At 69.2% G+C, this 14,801-nt stretch carries 15 protein-coding genes; 10 read left to right on the top strand and 5 right to left on the bottom strand.

Features of this window, described 5'->3' with window-relative positions; translation table 11 throughout:
* Positions 1-165 precede the first annotated feature (165 nt).
* The gene (locus tag ACFYPC_RS23020; RefSeq protein ID WP_388679204.1) at positions 166-1,848 is read right to left on the bottom strand and encodes a heme peroxidase family protein; all 1,683 of its coding nucleotides are present in this window, start codon (positions 1,846-1,848) and stop codon (positions 166-168) included.
* A 279-nt stretch (positions 1,849-2,127) separates the two neighbouring features.
* Positions 2,128-2,715 carry a pyridoxamine 5'-phosphate oxidase family protein gene (locus ACFYPC_RS23015; protein WP_388679202.1) on the bottom strand — a complete coding sequence of 196 codons (588 nt, stop codon included), beginning with the start codon at positions 2,713-2,715 and terminating at the stop codon, positions 2,128-2,130.
* A gap of 148 nt (positions 2,716-2,863) precedes the next feature.
* Here ACFYPC_RS23015 and ACFYPC_RS23010 point away from each other — a divergent pair, with 148 nt between their 5' ends.
* The 6 genes from ACFYPC_RS23010 to ACFYPC_RS22985 all read left to right on the top strand — a co-directional run bounded on the left by ACFYPC_RS23010 (position 2,864) and on the right by ACFYPC_RS22985 (position 9,656).
* Positions 2,864-4,057, top strand: a complete 1,194-nt coding sequence (locus tag ACFYPC_RS23010; RefSeq protein ID WP_388679199.1) for an argininosuccinate synthase — start codon at positions 2,864-2,866, stop codon at positions 4,055-4,057.
* An 81-nt stretch (positions 4,058-4,138) separates the two neighbouring features.
* Positions 4,139-5,572, top strand: coding sequence for an argininosuccinate lyase (gene argH / locus ACFYPC_RS23005; protein WP_388679196.1), 1,434 nt, complete (start codon positions 4,139-4,141; stop codon positions 5,570-5,572).
* Between the two features lie 210 nt (positions 5,573-5,782).
* Positions 5,783-6,754 (top strand): aldo/keto reductase, encoded by a 972-nt coding sequence (locus ACFYPC_RS23000; RefSeq protein ID WP_388679194.1) that lies wholly within the window; start codon positions 5,783-5,785, stop codon positions 6,752-6,754.
* Between the two features lie 80 nt (positions 6,755-6,834).
* A complete protein-coding gene (locus ACFYPC_RS22995) occupies positions 6,835-7,386 on the top strand; it encodes a TetR/AcrR family transcriptional regulator (protein WP_388679191.1) in 552 nt (183 codons plus the stop codon).
* Complete coding sequence (locus ACFYPC_RS22990; protein ID WP_388679189.1) at positions 7,383-8,963, top strand: MFS transporter; 1,581 nt, start codon at positions 7,383-7,385, stop codon at positions 8,961-8,963. The genes ACFYPC_RS22995 and ACFYPC_RS22990 overlap by 4 nt, the downstream gene beginning before the upstream one ends.
* A 21-nt stretch (positions 8,964-8,984) precedes the next feature.
* Positions 8,985-9,656, top strand: coding sequence for a sensor histidine kinase (locus ACFYPC_RS22985; RefSeq protein ID WP_388679187.1), 672 nt, complete (start codon positions 8,985-8,987; stop codon positions 9,654-9,656).
* Here ACFYPC_RS22985 and ACFYPC_RS22980 read toward each other — a convergent pair.
* A complete protein-coding gene (locus ACFYPC_RS22980) occupies positions 9,595-10,266 on the bottom strand; it encodes a lysophospholipid acyltransferase family protein (protein ID WP_388679184.1) in 672 nt (223 codons plus the stop codon). The genes ACFYPC_RS22985 and ACFYPC_RS22980 overlap by 62 nt on opposite strands.
* A gap of 454 nt (positions 10,267-10,720) precedes the next feature.
* On the opposite strand from ACFYPC_RS22980, the gene ACFYPC_RS22975 reads away from it, so the two are divergent.
* The 3 genes from ACFYPC_RS22975 (at position 10,721) to ACFYPC_RS22965 (ending at position 13,015) form a co-directional block, all read left to right on the top strand.
* Positions 10,721-11,884, top strand: coding sequence for a glycerophosphodiester phosphodiesterase (locus ACFYPC_RS22975; protein WP_388679182.1), 1,164 nt, complete (start codon positions 10,721-10,723; stop codon positions 11,882-11,884).
* A gap of 74 nt (positions 11,885-11,958) precedes the next feature.
* On the top strand, positions 11,959-12,465 hold the full coding sequence (locus tag ACFYPC_RS22970) for an RNA polymerase sigma factor (protein WP_388679179.1): 507 nt from the start codon (positions 11,959-11,961) through the stop codon (positions 12,463-12,465).
* 46 nt (positions 12,466-12,511) lie between these two features.
* Positions 12,512-13,015 carry a GNAT family N-acetyltransferase gene (locus ACFYPC_RS22965; RefSeq protein WP_388679176.1) on the top strand — a complete coding sequence of 168 codons (504 nt, stop codon included), beginning with the start codon at positions 12,512-12,514 and terminating at the stop codon, positions 13,013-13,015.
* Positions 13,016-13,043: 28 nt separating this feature from the next.
* On the opposite strand, the gene ACFYPC_RS22960 is transcribed toward ACFYPC_RS22965, so the two are convergent.
* Entirely contained in the window at positions 13,044-13,493 is a 450-nt protein-coding gene (locus ACFYPC_RS22960) for a hypothetical protein (RefSeq protein ID WP_388679173.1), read from the bottom strand.
* 1 nt (position 13,494) lies between these two features.
* Positions 13,495-13,854, bottom strand: a complete 360-nt coding sequence (locus ACFYPC_RS22955; protein WP_388679170.1) for a hypothetical protein — start codon at positions 13,852-13,854, stop codon at positions 13,495-13,497.
* Between the two features lie 69 nt (positions 13,855-13,923).
* Between ACFYPC_RS22955 and ACFYPC_RS22950 the strand changes: the two genes are divergently transcribed.
* Positions 13,924-14,571, top strand: a complete 648-nt coding sequence (locus ACFYPC_RS22950) for an HAD family hydrolase (protein ID WP_388679168.1) — start codon at positions 13,924-13,926, stop codon at positions 14,569-14,571.
* The last annotated feature ends 230 nt before the right edge of the window (positions 14,572-14,801 follow it).

Here is a 14,801-nt window from a genome sequence, read left to right as displayed (position 1 = left end):
GGGGCAGCCCGGGTGGGCCGACCGGACGTCGTCCGGCGCTGGTTCCGCGGATTCGGACGTCGTCCGGCGGTGGTTCCGCGGATTCGGCGTCGACCGGCGGTGGTTCCGCGGATTCCGGGTGCCCTCCCGGGCGCCCGGAATCCGCGCTGTGCACAGGGTCTGCGGTTACGGACCCAGGGGGTTGAGGAGAGTCGTCCTGCCCTCGAAGGCGTACAGCAGCAGGTCGGTCATCTCGAAGAGGCCCCGGCTCTTCCTTTCCGGGTCGGGGGTGAGGAAGGGCCGCCAGAACGGATCGCGGACGATGGAGTACCGGCTGCCCTCGATGGCTCGGTGGAACACCTCGGCGACGATGCGTCCGCCTACGCCGGTCAGCCGGCCGCCGCCGTTCACCTCGGCCTCGCGGAGGATGTAGAACCACAGCGGGCAGTTGTCGACGAGCTTCTCCTTGAGCGCGTCGGAGATCTGGACTCCGCCGGGACGGTTGTCGAAGTCGGACGGGAGCAGCGGCTTCACGCCGAGCTGCTCGGCCATCTGCTGTCCCGTCGCGAGACTCAGCATGTTGGCCCGGGTGAGGTTGCGAAACGCCAGGTTCAGCTCGGCGGCGTCGACCGGCGGCTGTCCGCGCCCGCCGAAGGAGCCGAGCGGCAGGTCGGCCAGCGGATTGACCAGCAGGGTGTCGATGCGCTTGGCGAGGTTGAACTCCGCGTCGGTCACGCCGAGGTCCTCGCGGCCGCCCGCGCGGAAGTCGAACAGGCGCCGGAAGTCGGCGATCCAGTTGGTGGGCAGGTGCTCGAAGCTGCCCGCCTCGGGGTCCCTGGTGTCAGCGGGCGGCGGCGAGAGGATGCCGCTGGTGCCGGTGAAGCGGAACAGGAGCGGCAGTGTGCCGCCGCCGTTGTCGAAGACCCTGTTCCAGTTGTAGGCGCCTCGCACCATGCTGTGGCCGAGACGGTAGGCGGCCACGGAGAACTCGATCGGCATCGTGGGGTGTTCCTGGTCGTGTGCCGACGGCTCGAAGTACGTGCGCCCCTTGGTGAAGACCTCGTCGAGGATGGCGCTGTCGACGATCCTCGGAAGGAAGTCGTGGCGGACCATCCACTGGTAGTGCTTGACGATCGCCTCGCGTGCCGACTCGAACAGCACGGCACTGGACACGCCCTTGTCGAGAAGGTCGGTCGCGAGCCGGTTGTGGAAGCGGATGAAGGCGGTGTGGATCTGCGCGACGATGAGGTTCTCGTCGTTGCGCGCGTCCGGAATCAGCGGTCGGCGCCGCTCGGAGATCAGTGAGCCGACGCCCACCCGGGGCAGATCGAAGCCGGTGAGCGGAAGCCGGGTGATCTCGTCGCCGTCCACCAGGCCCTGTGTGGTGCCGGTCTTCAGCCGGATGCCGTCGTCCTCGTAGAACCGCCGGCCCAAGCGGTTCTCCGGGCCGAGGCCGTAGAGGCTGTCGAGGTCCAGGGCCGGTGAGCGCCCCTGGAGCAGCTGCTGGACCGTGATGTCCTCGTCCAGCTGTACGGCCGTGGCGTCCAGGGTCAGGTCGTGGTCCACGAACTGACCGAGATACGTGAAGCCCGCCGGCACCGTCGGATTGTCCGAGTCGGGCTGCGCGAGGGTCCGGTCCGTCATCGCCTCGGCGAGTTCCTGGCGGGTGGCCCGGTCGAGTAATTGCGTCTCCTCAGCCTGCTTGCCGAGGCGGGAGAACTGGAACTTGCGGAGTGCGGCGATGGTTGATGTCGGCGGCCGATCTGCCGGGCCCTCGGTCCCGGGGTCGGCGAGGATGCCCTCGCCGACAACGAAGAAGGAGTTGCGGACATGACGTTTGCTCTGAGGTTCGCGAGCGGGTCGGAACATTGATCCCCCATGTGCTCCTGGCGTTCCCGCCCAAAGGGCGGTATTGCCGAGCGTAAGGGCTGCGAACGGCGGAAGGGAGAATTCCGTCAAATAATCACAACAGCCCTATGTAGCCCGGAGATCGACAAACTGTCTGTACTCCGACATACGGCACGGAGTGGTGCGAGATTCCGCGAGGTGCAGGCCCAGGCAGGGATTCAGGCCCAGGCAGGAGTTCAGGCCCAGGTAGGAGTTCAGGCTCAGGCAGGGGTTCAGGCTCAGGCGGACGTGCAGGCAGGCTCAGGCAGGGGTGGGAGGCAGTGGCAGGGGCAGCCCGGGCAGGCCGTCGATGCTCGTCGCGATGTGTTCCTTCTTCCCGAAGTACGCGTCGAGCGAGGCGTCGTCCTCGCGCGCGAAGCGCTTGGCGTGCACGTCGCGGTCCTCGTCGTAAGACATGAAGGGCACCGCGTACCCGCAGCTGTCGCGGATCAGGTCGGCCGTCACGACGATGATGGCGCGGAGGCCGTGCGGGGTCGGGTCGATGTCCGGGAAGTGGGCGAGCAGTTCACCGAACCGGGGGTCGTCACGGAAGACGGGCTCACCGTGGCCGTGCACGCGGACGATGTTCGGCCCTCCTTGGAAGGCGCACCACATGAGGGTGATCCGGCCGTTCTCCCGCAGATGGGCGATCGTCTCGGCATGGCTTCCCGCGAAGTCCAGGTAGGCCACGGTCAGTTCGTCCAGCACGGCGAAGGAGCCGGTGAGTCCCTTGGGGGAGAGGTTGATCGTGCCGTCCCCCGCCAGGGGTGCGGTCGCGGTGAAGAAGAGGGGCTGCGCCTCGATGAACGTACGCAGTCTGCCGTCAATGCGTTCGTAAGTCTTTCCCATGTCTAACGATTATTGAGCAAGTTCCTTACTTTGTCTAAGGAATTTCGAAGCCTGCGGCTGCCTGTCCGGGGGTCGTGTTCCGATTGACGAATCATGCATCACACTGCATACTCATACATGTCAGCGAACGCATTGTGAGGAGAAGCCCGTGGCCGAGCGCGTCGTACTCGCCTACTCAGGCGGTCTGGACACCTCAGTCGCCATCGGCTGGATCGCCGAGGAGACGGGCGCCGAGGTCATCGCCGTCGCCGTGGACGTCGGCCAGGGTGGCGAGGACCTGGACGTCATCCGCAAGCGTGCGCTCGCCTGCGGTGCCGTCGAGGCCGAGGTCGCGGACGCCAAGGACGAGTTCGCCGAGGAGTACTGCCTCCCGGCGATCAAGGCCAACGCCCTCTACATGGACCGCTATCCGCTGGTCTCCGCGCTCTCCCGGCCGACGATCGTCAAGCACCTCGTCGCCGCCGCCCAGAAGCACGGCGCCACCACGGTCGCGCACGGCTGCACCGGCAAGGGCAACGACCAGGTCCGCTTCGAGGCCGGCATCGTCGCTCTCGCCCCCGACCTCCGGTGCATCGCCCCGGTCCGCGACTATGCGATGACCCGTGACAAGGCGATCGCCTTCTGCGAGGAGAAGCAGCTCCCGATCGCCACCTCCAAGAAGTCCCCGTACTCCATCGACCAGAACGTGTTCGGGCGGGCTGTCGAGACGGGCTTCCTGGAGGACATCTGGAACGCGCCGATCGAGGACATCTACGAGTACACCTCGAACCCGGCCGAGCCCCGGGAGGCCGACGAGGTCGTCATCTCCTTCAAAGCGGGCGTCCCCGTCGCGATCGACGGCAGGCCCGTCTCCGTCCTGCAGGCCATCCAGCAACTGAACGAGCGCGCCGGCGCCCAGGGCATCGGCCGGATCGACATGGTCGAGGACCGCCTCGTGGGCATCAAGTCCCGTGAGGTGTACGAGGCTCCGGGCGCGATCGCCCTGATCACCGCCCACCAGGAGCTGGAGAACGTCACCGTCGAGCGTGAACTTGCCCGCTACAAGCGGCAGGTGGAGCAGCGCTGGGGCGAACTGGTCTACGACGGCCAGTGGTTCTCCCCGCTCAAGCGCGCCCTGGACGGCTTCATCGACGAAGCCAGCCAGCACGTCAACGGCGACATCCGGATGACGCTGCACGGCGGCCGCGCCGTCGTCACCGGCCGGCGCTCCGAAACGTCGCTCTACGATTTCAACCTCGCGACGTACGACACGGGCGACAGTTTCGACCAGGCCGCGGCCAAGGGCTTCATCGACATCTACAGCCTGTCGTCGAAGATCGCGGCGCAGCGGGACCTGGCGTAGGTTCCGTCCTTACCAGCCTGACGGCCGCCTCGTGGTGGGGAGGCGGTCGCACATCCACCCACCTTCCGAGGAGCACAGCAAGTGAGCAGCAACAGCGGTGACGTACGGCTCTGGGGCGGCCGTTTCGCCGACGGTCCCGCCGAGGCCCTGGCCAAGCTGTCCGCGTCCGTCCACTTCGACTGGCGCCTCGCGCCGTACGACATCGCCGGATCGCGTGCCCACGCGCGCGTGCTGCACAAGGCGGGCCTGCTCACGGACGACGAGCTGACGCGCATGCTCGGGGGCCTCGACCAGCTCGCGGCGGACGTCGCCGACGGCTCCCTCGTCGGCACGATCGCCGACGAGGACGTCCATACGGCCCTGGAGCGCGGCCTGTTGGAGATCCTCGGCCCCGACCTCGGCGGCAAGCTCCGGGCCGGCCGCTCCCGCAACGACCAGGTCGCCACCCTCTTCCGGATGTACCTGCGGGACCACGCCCGGATCATCGGCGGTCTGATCGCCGATCTCCAGGACGCGCTGATCGGCCTCGCGGAGGCCCACCCGGACGTCGCGATGCCCGGCCGCACCCACCTTCAGCACGCCCAGCCGGTGCTGTTCGCGCACCATGTCCTGGCCCACGTCCAGCCCCTGGCCCGGGACGCGGAGCGCCTGCGCCAGTGGGACGAGCGGACGGCGGTGTCGCCGTACGGCTCGGGCGCTCTGGCCGGTTCGTCTCTCGGCCTGGACCCGGAGTCTGTCGCCAAGGACCTCGGCTTCGAGCACGGCAGCGTGGCCAACTCCATCGACGGCACGGCCTCCCGTGACTTCGTCGCCGAGTTCGCCTTCATCACCGCGATGATCGGCGTGAATCTCTCCCGGATCGCCGAAGAGATCATCATCTGGAACACGAAGGAGTTCTCCTTCGTCACCCTCCACGACGCGTTCTCCACGGGCTCGTCGATCATGCCGCAGAAGAAGAACCCGGACATCGCGGAGCTGGCGCGCGGCAAGAGCGGCCGCCTCATCGGCAACCTGACCGGCCTGATGGCGACACTCAAGGCCCTCCCGCTCGCGTACAACCGCGACCTCCAGGAGGACAAGGAGCCGGTCTTCGACTCCTGCGACCAGCTGGAGGTCCTGCTCCCCGCCTTCACCGGCATGATGGCGACCCTGACCGTCAACCGCGAGCGCATGGAGGAGCTGGCCCCGGCCGGCTTCTCGCTCGCCACCGACATCGCCGAGTGGCTGGTCAAGCAGGGCGTGCCGTTCCGCGTCGCACACGAGGTCGCCGGCGAGTGCGTGAAGGTCGCCGAGGCCGACGGCATCGAGCTGGACGGCCTGACCGACGAGCAGTTCGCGAAGATCTCCGCGCATCTGACGCCGGAGGTGCGGACGGTCCTCAACGTCCACGGTGCCCTGGCCTCCCGCGACGGCCGCGGCGGGACGGCGCCGAGCGCGGTCGCGATCCAGCTGGCAGAGGTGAAGCAGGACGTGGCGGCCCAGCACAAGTGGGCAACGGCCAAGAACAAGCAGTGACCGTCAGGGGCGCGGGGAACCGCACGTAGGGACCACGACGCTCCCGCGCCGGCCGAAGCACGGCAGGGACCGACCTCCGAGGCGGAGGCACGGCAGGGACGGACCTCCGAGGCGGAGGCACGGCAGGGACCGAACTCCGAGGCGGAAGCGAAGGGCATCGCGGGTTACGTTGGTCGAAGCCGTACCGGAGCCGACCGAACGGAGCCCGTGATGCCCTTCGCCCGACTGGCCACAGCGACGACCCCCACCTGCCACATCGGCCTGGGCCTCGCGGCGGTCGGCCGCCCCGGCTACATCACCCTCGGCCGGGACCGCGACCTCGGAGAGAACCGCAGCGTCGACACGCTGCGCGCCCGCACCCACGAACTCCTCGACGCCGCCCACGCCCAGGGTGTGCGCTACTTCGATGTGGCCCGCTCGTACGGCCGCTCCGAGGAGTTCCTCGCCGACTGGCTGCACAGCAGGCCCGACATCGACGACGTCGTGATCGGCAGCAAGTGGGGTTACACCTACACGGCGGCCTGGCGCACCGACGCCGAGGCGCACGAGGTCAAGGACCACAGCGTCGCCACGTACGAGAAGCAGCGCGCCGAGACCGCCGAGTTGCTCGGCGACCGGCTCGACCTCTACCAGATCCACTCGGTGACCCCGGACAGTCCGGCCCTCACCGACAAGGAACTCCACGCCGAGCTGGCCGAGGCCGCCGTCCAGGGGCTTTCGATCGGCTTCTCCACCAGTGGGCCCGCCCAGGCCGACGCGATCCGCGCCGCGCTCACCGTGACCGTCGACGGCGAGCCTCTCTTCCGTACCGTCCAGGCCACGTACAACGCGCTGGAGACCTCGGCCGCGCCCGCGCTCGCCGAGGCCCACGACGCCGGACTCACCGTGATCGTCAAGGAGGCCATGGCCAACGGACGTCTCGCGGCGGAGCACGCACCGGGCGGTCTGCGCGACATCGCGGGGGAGGCCGGGCTGGGCGCCGACGCGGTCGCCCTCGCTCTCGTCCTGCGGCAGCCCTGGGCCGGAGTCGTCCTGTCCGGCGCGGCCACGGTCAATCAGCTCGCCTCGAATCTGCACGCGGCGGTCGTCGACCTGGGTGACGACCAGCTCGCCAGGCTCGACGCGCTGGCGGAGGAACCGGCCACCTACTGGGAGCGGCGCGGGCAGCTGCCCTGGCACTGAGCACCTCGATGAGCTCCGAGCGGTGAGACTCGCACTCGCCCGATGAGACGTTGATGTCTCATATGGGTTAGAGTTGTCTCATGGCCGTCGACCGTGAACATGTGCTGCGCAGCGCAGCCGCCCTGCTCACCCGGAAATCCACCGCCACCATGGACGAGGTCGCCAAGGCGGCCGGGATCAGCCGGGCCACGCTGCACCGCCAGTTCGCGGGGCGGGACGCACTCGTCCGGGCGCTCGAAGAACTCGGCATCCGGGAGTGCGACGCGGCCCTCGACGCGGCCCTGCTCGACGAGGGCAGTGCGCGCGAAGCCGTACGGCGGCTGGTGGCGGAGATCGAGCCCGTCGCGGCCCTGCTGGCCTTCCTCTACACGGAGAACCAGCTCTTCGAGGGCGACGCACAGCACGAGGGCTGGGCCCGTCTCGACCAGCGCATCGGCGACCTGTTCCGGCGCGGTCAGGAGCACGGCGAGTTCCGCATCGACCTCAGTCCGGCCTGGCTCACCGAGGCGCTCTACGGGCTGATGGCCTCCGGCGCCTGGGCCGTGATGGACGGCCGCGTGGCCGCCAAGGACTTTCACTTCATGACCGTCGAGCTGTTGCTCGGCGGTGCACTAAGGAGAGAGGAATCATGACCAGCACTCTGCAGCCGGCATCCGTGGCGGAGGTGGAGAAGCGCCCGGGCCGTTGGCCGGCGCTCTGCGTCCTCGTCCTGGCCGTGCTGCTGGTGGCCGTCGACGCGACCGTCCTCGGCCTCGCCACCCCGTACATCAGCGAGGACCTGAAGCCGTCCGGGACGCAGCTGCTGTGGATCGGTGACGTCTACTCCTTCGTGATCGCGGGCCTGCTCGTATCCATGGGCAGCCTCGGTGACCGCATCGGCCGCAAGAAGCTGCTGCTGATCGGCGCCACGGCCTTCGGCGCGATATCCGTCCTCAACGCGTATGCGACGACACCTGAACTGATGATCCTGGCAAGGGCGTTGCTCGGTGTCGCGGGTGCGACCCTGATGCCCGCCACGCTCGCCCTGATCCGCAACCTCTTCCACGACCCTCGCGAGCGCAGTCTCGCCGTCGGTATCTGGGGCGCGGCCGCCTCCGCCGGTACGGCGGTCGGCCCCGTGGTGGGCGGATTCCTGCTCGAACACTTCTGGTGGGGCTCGGTCTTCCTGATCAACCTGCCCGTGATGGCCGTCCTCGTCCTCGTCGGCGTCAAGCTGCTGCCCGAGTCGCGCACCCCGAGCCCCGGCCCGTGGGACCTGACCAGCGTCGGACTCTCCCTCATCGGCGTGATCGGCGTCGTGTACGCGGTGAAGGAGGCCGCCACGCACGGCTTCGAGTGGCCGGCGGTGACCGCCGGGCTGCTCGGCGCCGGCGCCCTCTACTGGTTCGTACGGCGCCAACTCACCCTTTCCTCACCGTTGTTGGACATGCGTCTCTTTCGTCACCGAGGCTTCTCCGGAGCTGTGCTCGCCGACCTTTTCACCATCCTCGGCCTGTCCGGGCTGGTCTTCTTCCTTTCGCAGTACCTGCAACTCGTACAGGGCAGGGGCCCGTTGGAGGCCGGCCTCGCCGAACTGCCCGCCGCGATCGGCGCGGTGGCCGCGGGTCTGATCGCGGGTACGGTCGCGCGGCGGTTCTCGGTGCGCGCCGTGGTCACCGGTGGTCTCGCGGCGGTGGGCCTGGCGCTCGCCGCGCTCACCCTGCTGAGCCGGTCCACCGGCTATCCGCTGCTCGGCGCCGCGCTGCTGGTCGTCGGCATCGGCGCGGGATTCTCCTTCACCGTCACGGCCGACGTGATCCTCTCCAGCGTGCCCAAGGAGCAGGCGGGCTCCGCGTCCGCGGTCTCCGAGACGGCGTACGAACTCGGCGCCGCCCTCGGCATCGCCCTCCTCGGCTCGATCGTGACCAGCGTCTACGCAGGCTTCACCGGACGCGCCGGTACACCGGCCGAGGCCCACGAGTCCCTCGGGGGCGCCGTCGAGTCGGCGGCCGGTCTGCCCGCGGACACCGCGGCTGCCCTGATGGACTCGGCCCGCACCGCGTTCGTCGACGGGCTCACGCTCGCCGCGGGCGCCGGCGCGGTGGTGCTGCTCGGCACCGCGGTGGCGGCGTGGTTCCTGCTGCGCGGCCAGCAGCTGGAGGAGAGCGCCGCGGACGTGCCGAAAACGGACCGGCCGACGGCCCAACCCGTAGGCGGATCCCGGCTTTAAGCTCGTTTTCGCCCCCACCTGATGGTCTTGGCTCCGTATCCGACGTCGTCCCACACGGCCGAAGGAGCCACCGACCATGACACGTCCGTCACTTCTCCGGCCGCCGAGCGGGGACTCGTCCTGCGGCGCAGGCTGAGCACCGGCCTGACCGTCATCGGCGACCACGACGCGCTGCGCAGAGCCGTCGGCAACCTGCTCTCGAACGCCGTACGACTCGCTCCGCCCGGCACCCGTATCACCGTGTCCGCCGGACGGACGGAGAGCTGGCTGTGGATATCCGTGCGGGACGAGGGACCGGGCATCCTCGACGGTGACCAGGCCCGGGTCTTCGACCGGTTCTGGCGGGCGAAGGCCAACGGCGGCGGGCGCGACCGGCACGCCGGACTAGGCCTTGCGATCGTCCGGCAGATCGTGGAGTCACACGCGGGTCGGGTGAGGCTGTTCTCCCGAGTGGGCGAGGGCTCCACGTTCGTCCTGTGGTTCCCCGCCCCCGGTGCCGGACATACGAACGGCGGGCCGCCCGAGGAGCAGCCTGTCCAGTCGGCCAGAGGCGCCGCGAACGGCAGGACGGGTCACGAACGGTCGGCGCTGAACCGGCGCCTGCAGTTCCCCGGCGTAACCAGCGGAGCGCCTACGCGGCCTTCGCCTTCGTGGCGTACATGTCCACGTACTCCTGACCCGACAGCCGCATGACCTCGGTCATCACCGAGTCCGTCACGGCCCGCAGGACATAGCGGTCGCGATCCATGCCCTCGTACCGCGAGAACTCCATCGCCTGACCGAAACGGACCGTGACCCGGCCGGGGCGCGGGAAGCCGGCACCGCCGGGCTGGATCTTGTCCGTGCCGATGATGGCGAACGGGACGATGGGCGCACCGGTCATCATCGCCAGCCGGGCGATCCCCGTACGACCCCGGTAGAGCCGGCCGTCGGGAGAACGGGTGCCCTCCGGGTAGATGCTGAAGACCTTGCCGTCCTCCAGCACACGACGGCCGGTCATCAGCGCCGCGACACCGCCGCGCCCGCCGTCGCGGTCGACCGGGATCATGCCGCAGCCGGTGAAGAACCAGGCCATCAGACGGCCCTTGACGCCCTTGCCGGTGACGTACTCGTCCTTGCCGAGGAAGAAGACCTGACGGTCGCAGAACAGCGGCATGATGATCGAGTCGATGAACGTGAGGTGGTTGCCGGCCAGGATCACCGGACCTTCGCCCGGGATGTTCTCCGCACCTTCCACCCGGGGGCGGAACATCAGGCGCATGATCGGTCCGAGCACTGCCTTGATGAGCGCGAAGCGGGACAACGGGCCCTCCGGTGTCAAGGGATTCGGTATGAGTATGTGCAGGTGAGGACGATACTCGCGGCCCCGGGGGCATTGCACATCGGGTTCACGGAGTGGATACGCACTGTTGACGTACGTTTACCTGCGGTGGCCCCACCGGAGAGGCCGTCGCGCGGCCGTGAACGATGTGACCCATCTCGCGCCCGGCGCCCCCGCACGCCCGCCGCCGTATCTGATCACCGTCTGCGACCGTTCACCGCCCAGCACCCGGCGACCGGCGGTGGACGTTCACCGTGCTGCTGCTCTGCGGGTACCCTGCACAGCCGATTCAAAGCCGACGCGCCGTCACCATGCTTGTTCCGTACGACACGCAGGGGAACCCGCGTGTTTCGCCCCAGGTCTCCCTCTCGTAACACAAGGGAACTTACGATCGAGCCGCTTTGTCAGGCGCGGGGGCAATACAGCGGGAGTGGTCATGGGAGCGCAGGAGTCGAACGGACAGAAGCGGGGCGCCGCACGGCGGACGCTGCTCGGAGCCGCGGTGCTGGGGGCGGGCGGCGCGGTCCTCGGACTGCCCGGCGTGGCCCGGGCGGACGCGCAGAAGTCGGGCGGCGGCTACCAGAGCCTGCCGAAGCCGACGATCATCGGACACCGTGGGGCCAGTGGCTACCGCCCCGAGCACACCTTCGGGTCCTACCAGCTCGCCCTCGACCTCGGCGCGGACGTCGTCGAGGCCGGCGACCTGGTACCCACCAAGGACGGTCACCTCGTATGCCGCCACGAGCCGGAGATCGGCGGCACCACCGACGTCGCGGACCACCCCGAGTTCGCCAGTCGCAAGACCACGAAGAGTCTTGACGGCGTCGCCGTCACCGGCTGGTTCACCGAGGACTTCACGCTCGCCGAGCTGAAGACCCTGCGGGCGATCGAGCGCATCCCCGCCAACCGCCCGCACAACACCCTCTACAACGGACGCTGGGAGATCCCCACGTTCGAAGAGGTGCTCAAGTGGCAGGACGAGCAGACCCGCAAGCGCGGCAAGCAGGTCTGGATCTACCCCGAGCTCAAGCACCCCACCTACTTCCGGGCGCTCGGCCTGGACACCGAGCAGATGCTCGCCAAGCTGCTGCGCAAGGCGGGCAAGGACAAGAAGAACTCGCCGGTCATCATCCAGTCCTTCGAGCCGACCAGCATCCAGCACATGAACAAGCTCGTCGACAACCCGCTCGCGGTCCTGCTCGACGCCGCGAACACCAGGCCTTTCGACTTCGTCACGACCGGCGACCCGCGCACCGTCGCCGACCTCGTCACCCCCAAGGGCCTCAAGGAGATCGCCTCCTACGCCCAGGGAATCGGCCCCACGCTGAACCTGATCATCCCGAAGGACGCGAACGGCGACTTCACCAAGCCGACCACCCTGGTCAGGGACGCACACGCGCAGGGCCTGATCCTGCACCCCTACACCATGCGCAACGAGAACCCCTTCCTGCCGCCGGCCTACCGCAAGGGCACGGACGCGGACGCCTACGGAGACGTCTTCGGCGTCTTCAAGGTCTACTTCGAGACGGGCATCGACGGCGTCTTCACCGACAACGCCGACACCGGGGTGCTCGCCCGCGCGGACTTCGTCAACGGATGACCCCGCCATCCCGGTTGGGGTGACAGACGGCCGCTCCGGCAACCACCCGCCGGGGCGGCCGCGTCGTGCCGCATATGACACACGAGATGGTTGCCACCCTGCGCCCACTGCTCGCCGCCGAGGCCTCGGCCGAGGCATATGCGTCCGGCGCCGAACAAGGCGACCTGGAGCAGGCCGTCTGGCTGCGCCTCCTGGAGCGTCTCGACACGGACGGCCCACCCGTCGACCCGCAGGGCTGGCTGCGCCGAGCGGTCCGCTCCGAGGCCCGCCGCAGCCGCCGTACGGCCCGCGTCGAACAGCCGTACGCCGCCGATCCCGCCGACGACCGCGGCCCCGGCCCCGAACAGCAGGCGATGACCGCCGCCCGCCATCGCGCGTTGTATGACGCGGTACGCCGCCTGCCCGGCCGCTGCCCGAGCCTGCTGACGGCGCTGCTCTCCCCGAAGGACCTCACCTACCGCGAGATCGCGGGGGAGTTGGGTATCTCACAGGGCAGCCTCGGCCCGGAACGTTCCCGATGTCTGGGATGTCTGCGTCGTTTGCTCACGCCGGAGGTTGCGGCCGGGGAACCGCGGGGATAGGAGTGGGGGACGACCGGTGGAACAGGTGAGCGGGAGGCGTGCACACATGGGCATGAGCGTGACCATCTCGGCGGCGACCACGCAGGACGCCGAGCAGATCCTCAAGCTGCAGTACCTCTGCTACCAGCGCGAGGCCGAGCTGTACGGCGACTACGGCATCGAGCCGCTCACCCAGCCGCTCGACTCCCTCAGGGCCGAGCTCGCCGAAGGCACCGTCCTGGTGGCCCGGCTCGGCGACGAGGTGGTGGCCTCGGTCCGCGGCGCAGTGGACGCCGAGGGCATCGCCCGTATCAACAAGCTCATCGTCCACCCGCGCATGCAGCGCCACGGGCTGGGCGGACGGCTGCTCGCCGCGATCGAGGCCAGGCTCGGCGCGGACGGCGTGGCCAAGTCCTTCGAACTCTTCACCGGCCACCGCAGCGACCACAACCTGCGGCTGTACCGCAAGCACGGCTACGCCCAGGTGTCCACGGAGCGCGTCGACGAGCGGCTCACGCTGGTGACCCTGGCGAAGGGCGCCCGCGCGGGCGCGTTCGCCGCCAGCGCCTAGCGGTTGCCGGGCAGCGGTTGTAGGCCGGTCACTGCGTGGTCGTACGAGCGGCCTTGCGAAGCCAGTACATCGCCGACACCGGCAGCAGCACCGGGATGAACAGATAGCCCATCCCGTAGTCCGACCACACCGTGGCGTCGGGGAAGGCGGACGGCTCCACCAGCGTCCAGGTTCCGACGATCAGCACGCCCGCGAGCTCGGCGGCGCAGCACACCAGCGCCGCCCTGCGGGCCGTCTCCCCGCCCCGTACGAGCGAGTACGTGATGAAGCCGTAGACGAGCCCCGCGAGCGCGGAGAGCGAGTAGGCGAGCGGGGCCTTGTCGAACTCCGTCGAGATCTGCACGGCGCTGCGCGAGACAGCGCCGACGACCATTACGCCGTACAGCCAGACCAGCAGCATTCCGGGACCGCTGATGAGCCGCGTCCGCTTCTTCTTCTTCTTCTGAGGTGCGGTCCCGTTCTCCTGCGTGGCCGTCATCTCAGCCTCCCCAGATGTCATAGAGCCGCACCTCGAGAACGGCGAGGACGAAGCCGCCGGCGGCCACGGTGATCGATCCCCAGCGGGTGCGCTCGGTCAGCGACATGAAACCCGCGGCCGGGATGCAGGCGAAGGCGCCGACCAGATACGCCACGAAGATCGTCGTGCCCTGTTCCGGCTTCTCACCGCGCGCGAGCTGGACGATGCCGATCACCAGCTGGACCGCGGCGAGGAGTGACACGACGGCCATGCCGATGAAGTGCCAGTCCTTGGTGGGCTGATCGCGGTAGGCGGCCCAGCCGCACCAGGCGGCGAGCGCGAGCGCGGCGACGGCCGTGGCGACCGTCAGGGCATCAAGCATGTGCCGACCCTATTACGGGCCAAAAGACCTGGTGCCCTTGCCCCCGGGGTGCGCCGTAGGGTCGAAGGCATGAAGATCCACGCTGAAGCTCTCCTCTTCGACAACGACGGAACACTCGTCTCATCCCTTGAGTCGGTGAACCGCTGCTGGACCCGGTGGTACCAGGAGTACGGCATCACCGCCGAGGACTTCACCCGGATCGAACTGCACGGCCGCCCCGCCGCCGAGATAGCCGCCGACCTGCTGCCCGCCGACCTGGTCCCCGAGGCCCTCGCGCGCATCGAGCAGCTGGAGGTGGAGGACGTACCGGGCGGGGTCCTGCTGCTTCCCGGGACGGCCGATTTCCTCGCCTCCCTGCCCTCCGACCGCTGGGCCGTCGTCACCTCCGCCACCCGGCGGCTGGCCGAGGCGCGGCTCGGCGAGGTCGGCATCCGCCCCAAGACGCTGATCACCGCCGACGACATCACCCGCGGCAAGCCCGACCCCGAGCCCTACCTCCTCGCCGCCCGCGAACTGGGCGTCGACCCGGCCCGCTGTGTGGTCTTCGAGGACGCCCCGGCGGGCCTGCAGGCGGGCCGCGCCGCCGGAATGACCACCGTGGCGTTGGCCACAACCCACCGGCCCCACGAGCTGGACGCCGACCTCGTGGTCGACGACCTCTCCGCACTGTCGGCGCTGGTCACGGCGCACGGAGTGGAGATCTCCGGCCGGGGCTGAAAGCTGTCCACCGCTGTCCGGTATACGGACAGCGGTGGGGGGCGCCACCTGTGTGTCTGCTTTACTTGATCCCATGACCACGACGAGCAGCCGCACCCTTGCGACCGAGGCGACCATGACGCCCGGTGCTCGTTGTATGTGTCGAATGTGCGCCTTCTAGAGGGCCCTCGCACCACCCCGAGTCTCGCGCCCCGAAGCGAGCCGGCGCGCCCTGTCCGTCCCCGGACGTG

Origin of the sequence: Streptomyces sp. NPDC005808 (assembly GCF_042871385.1) — a bacterium.
Taxonomy (GTDB): Bacteria; Actinomycetota; Actinomycetes; order Streptomycetales; family Streptomycetaceae; genus Streptomyces.
Note: the sequence above shows the minus strand (reverse complement) of the source record. Positions and strands in the feature narration are given on the sequence as shown.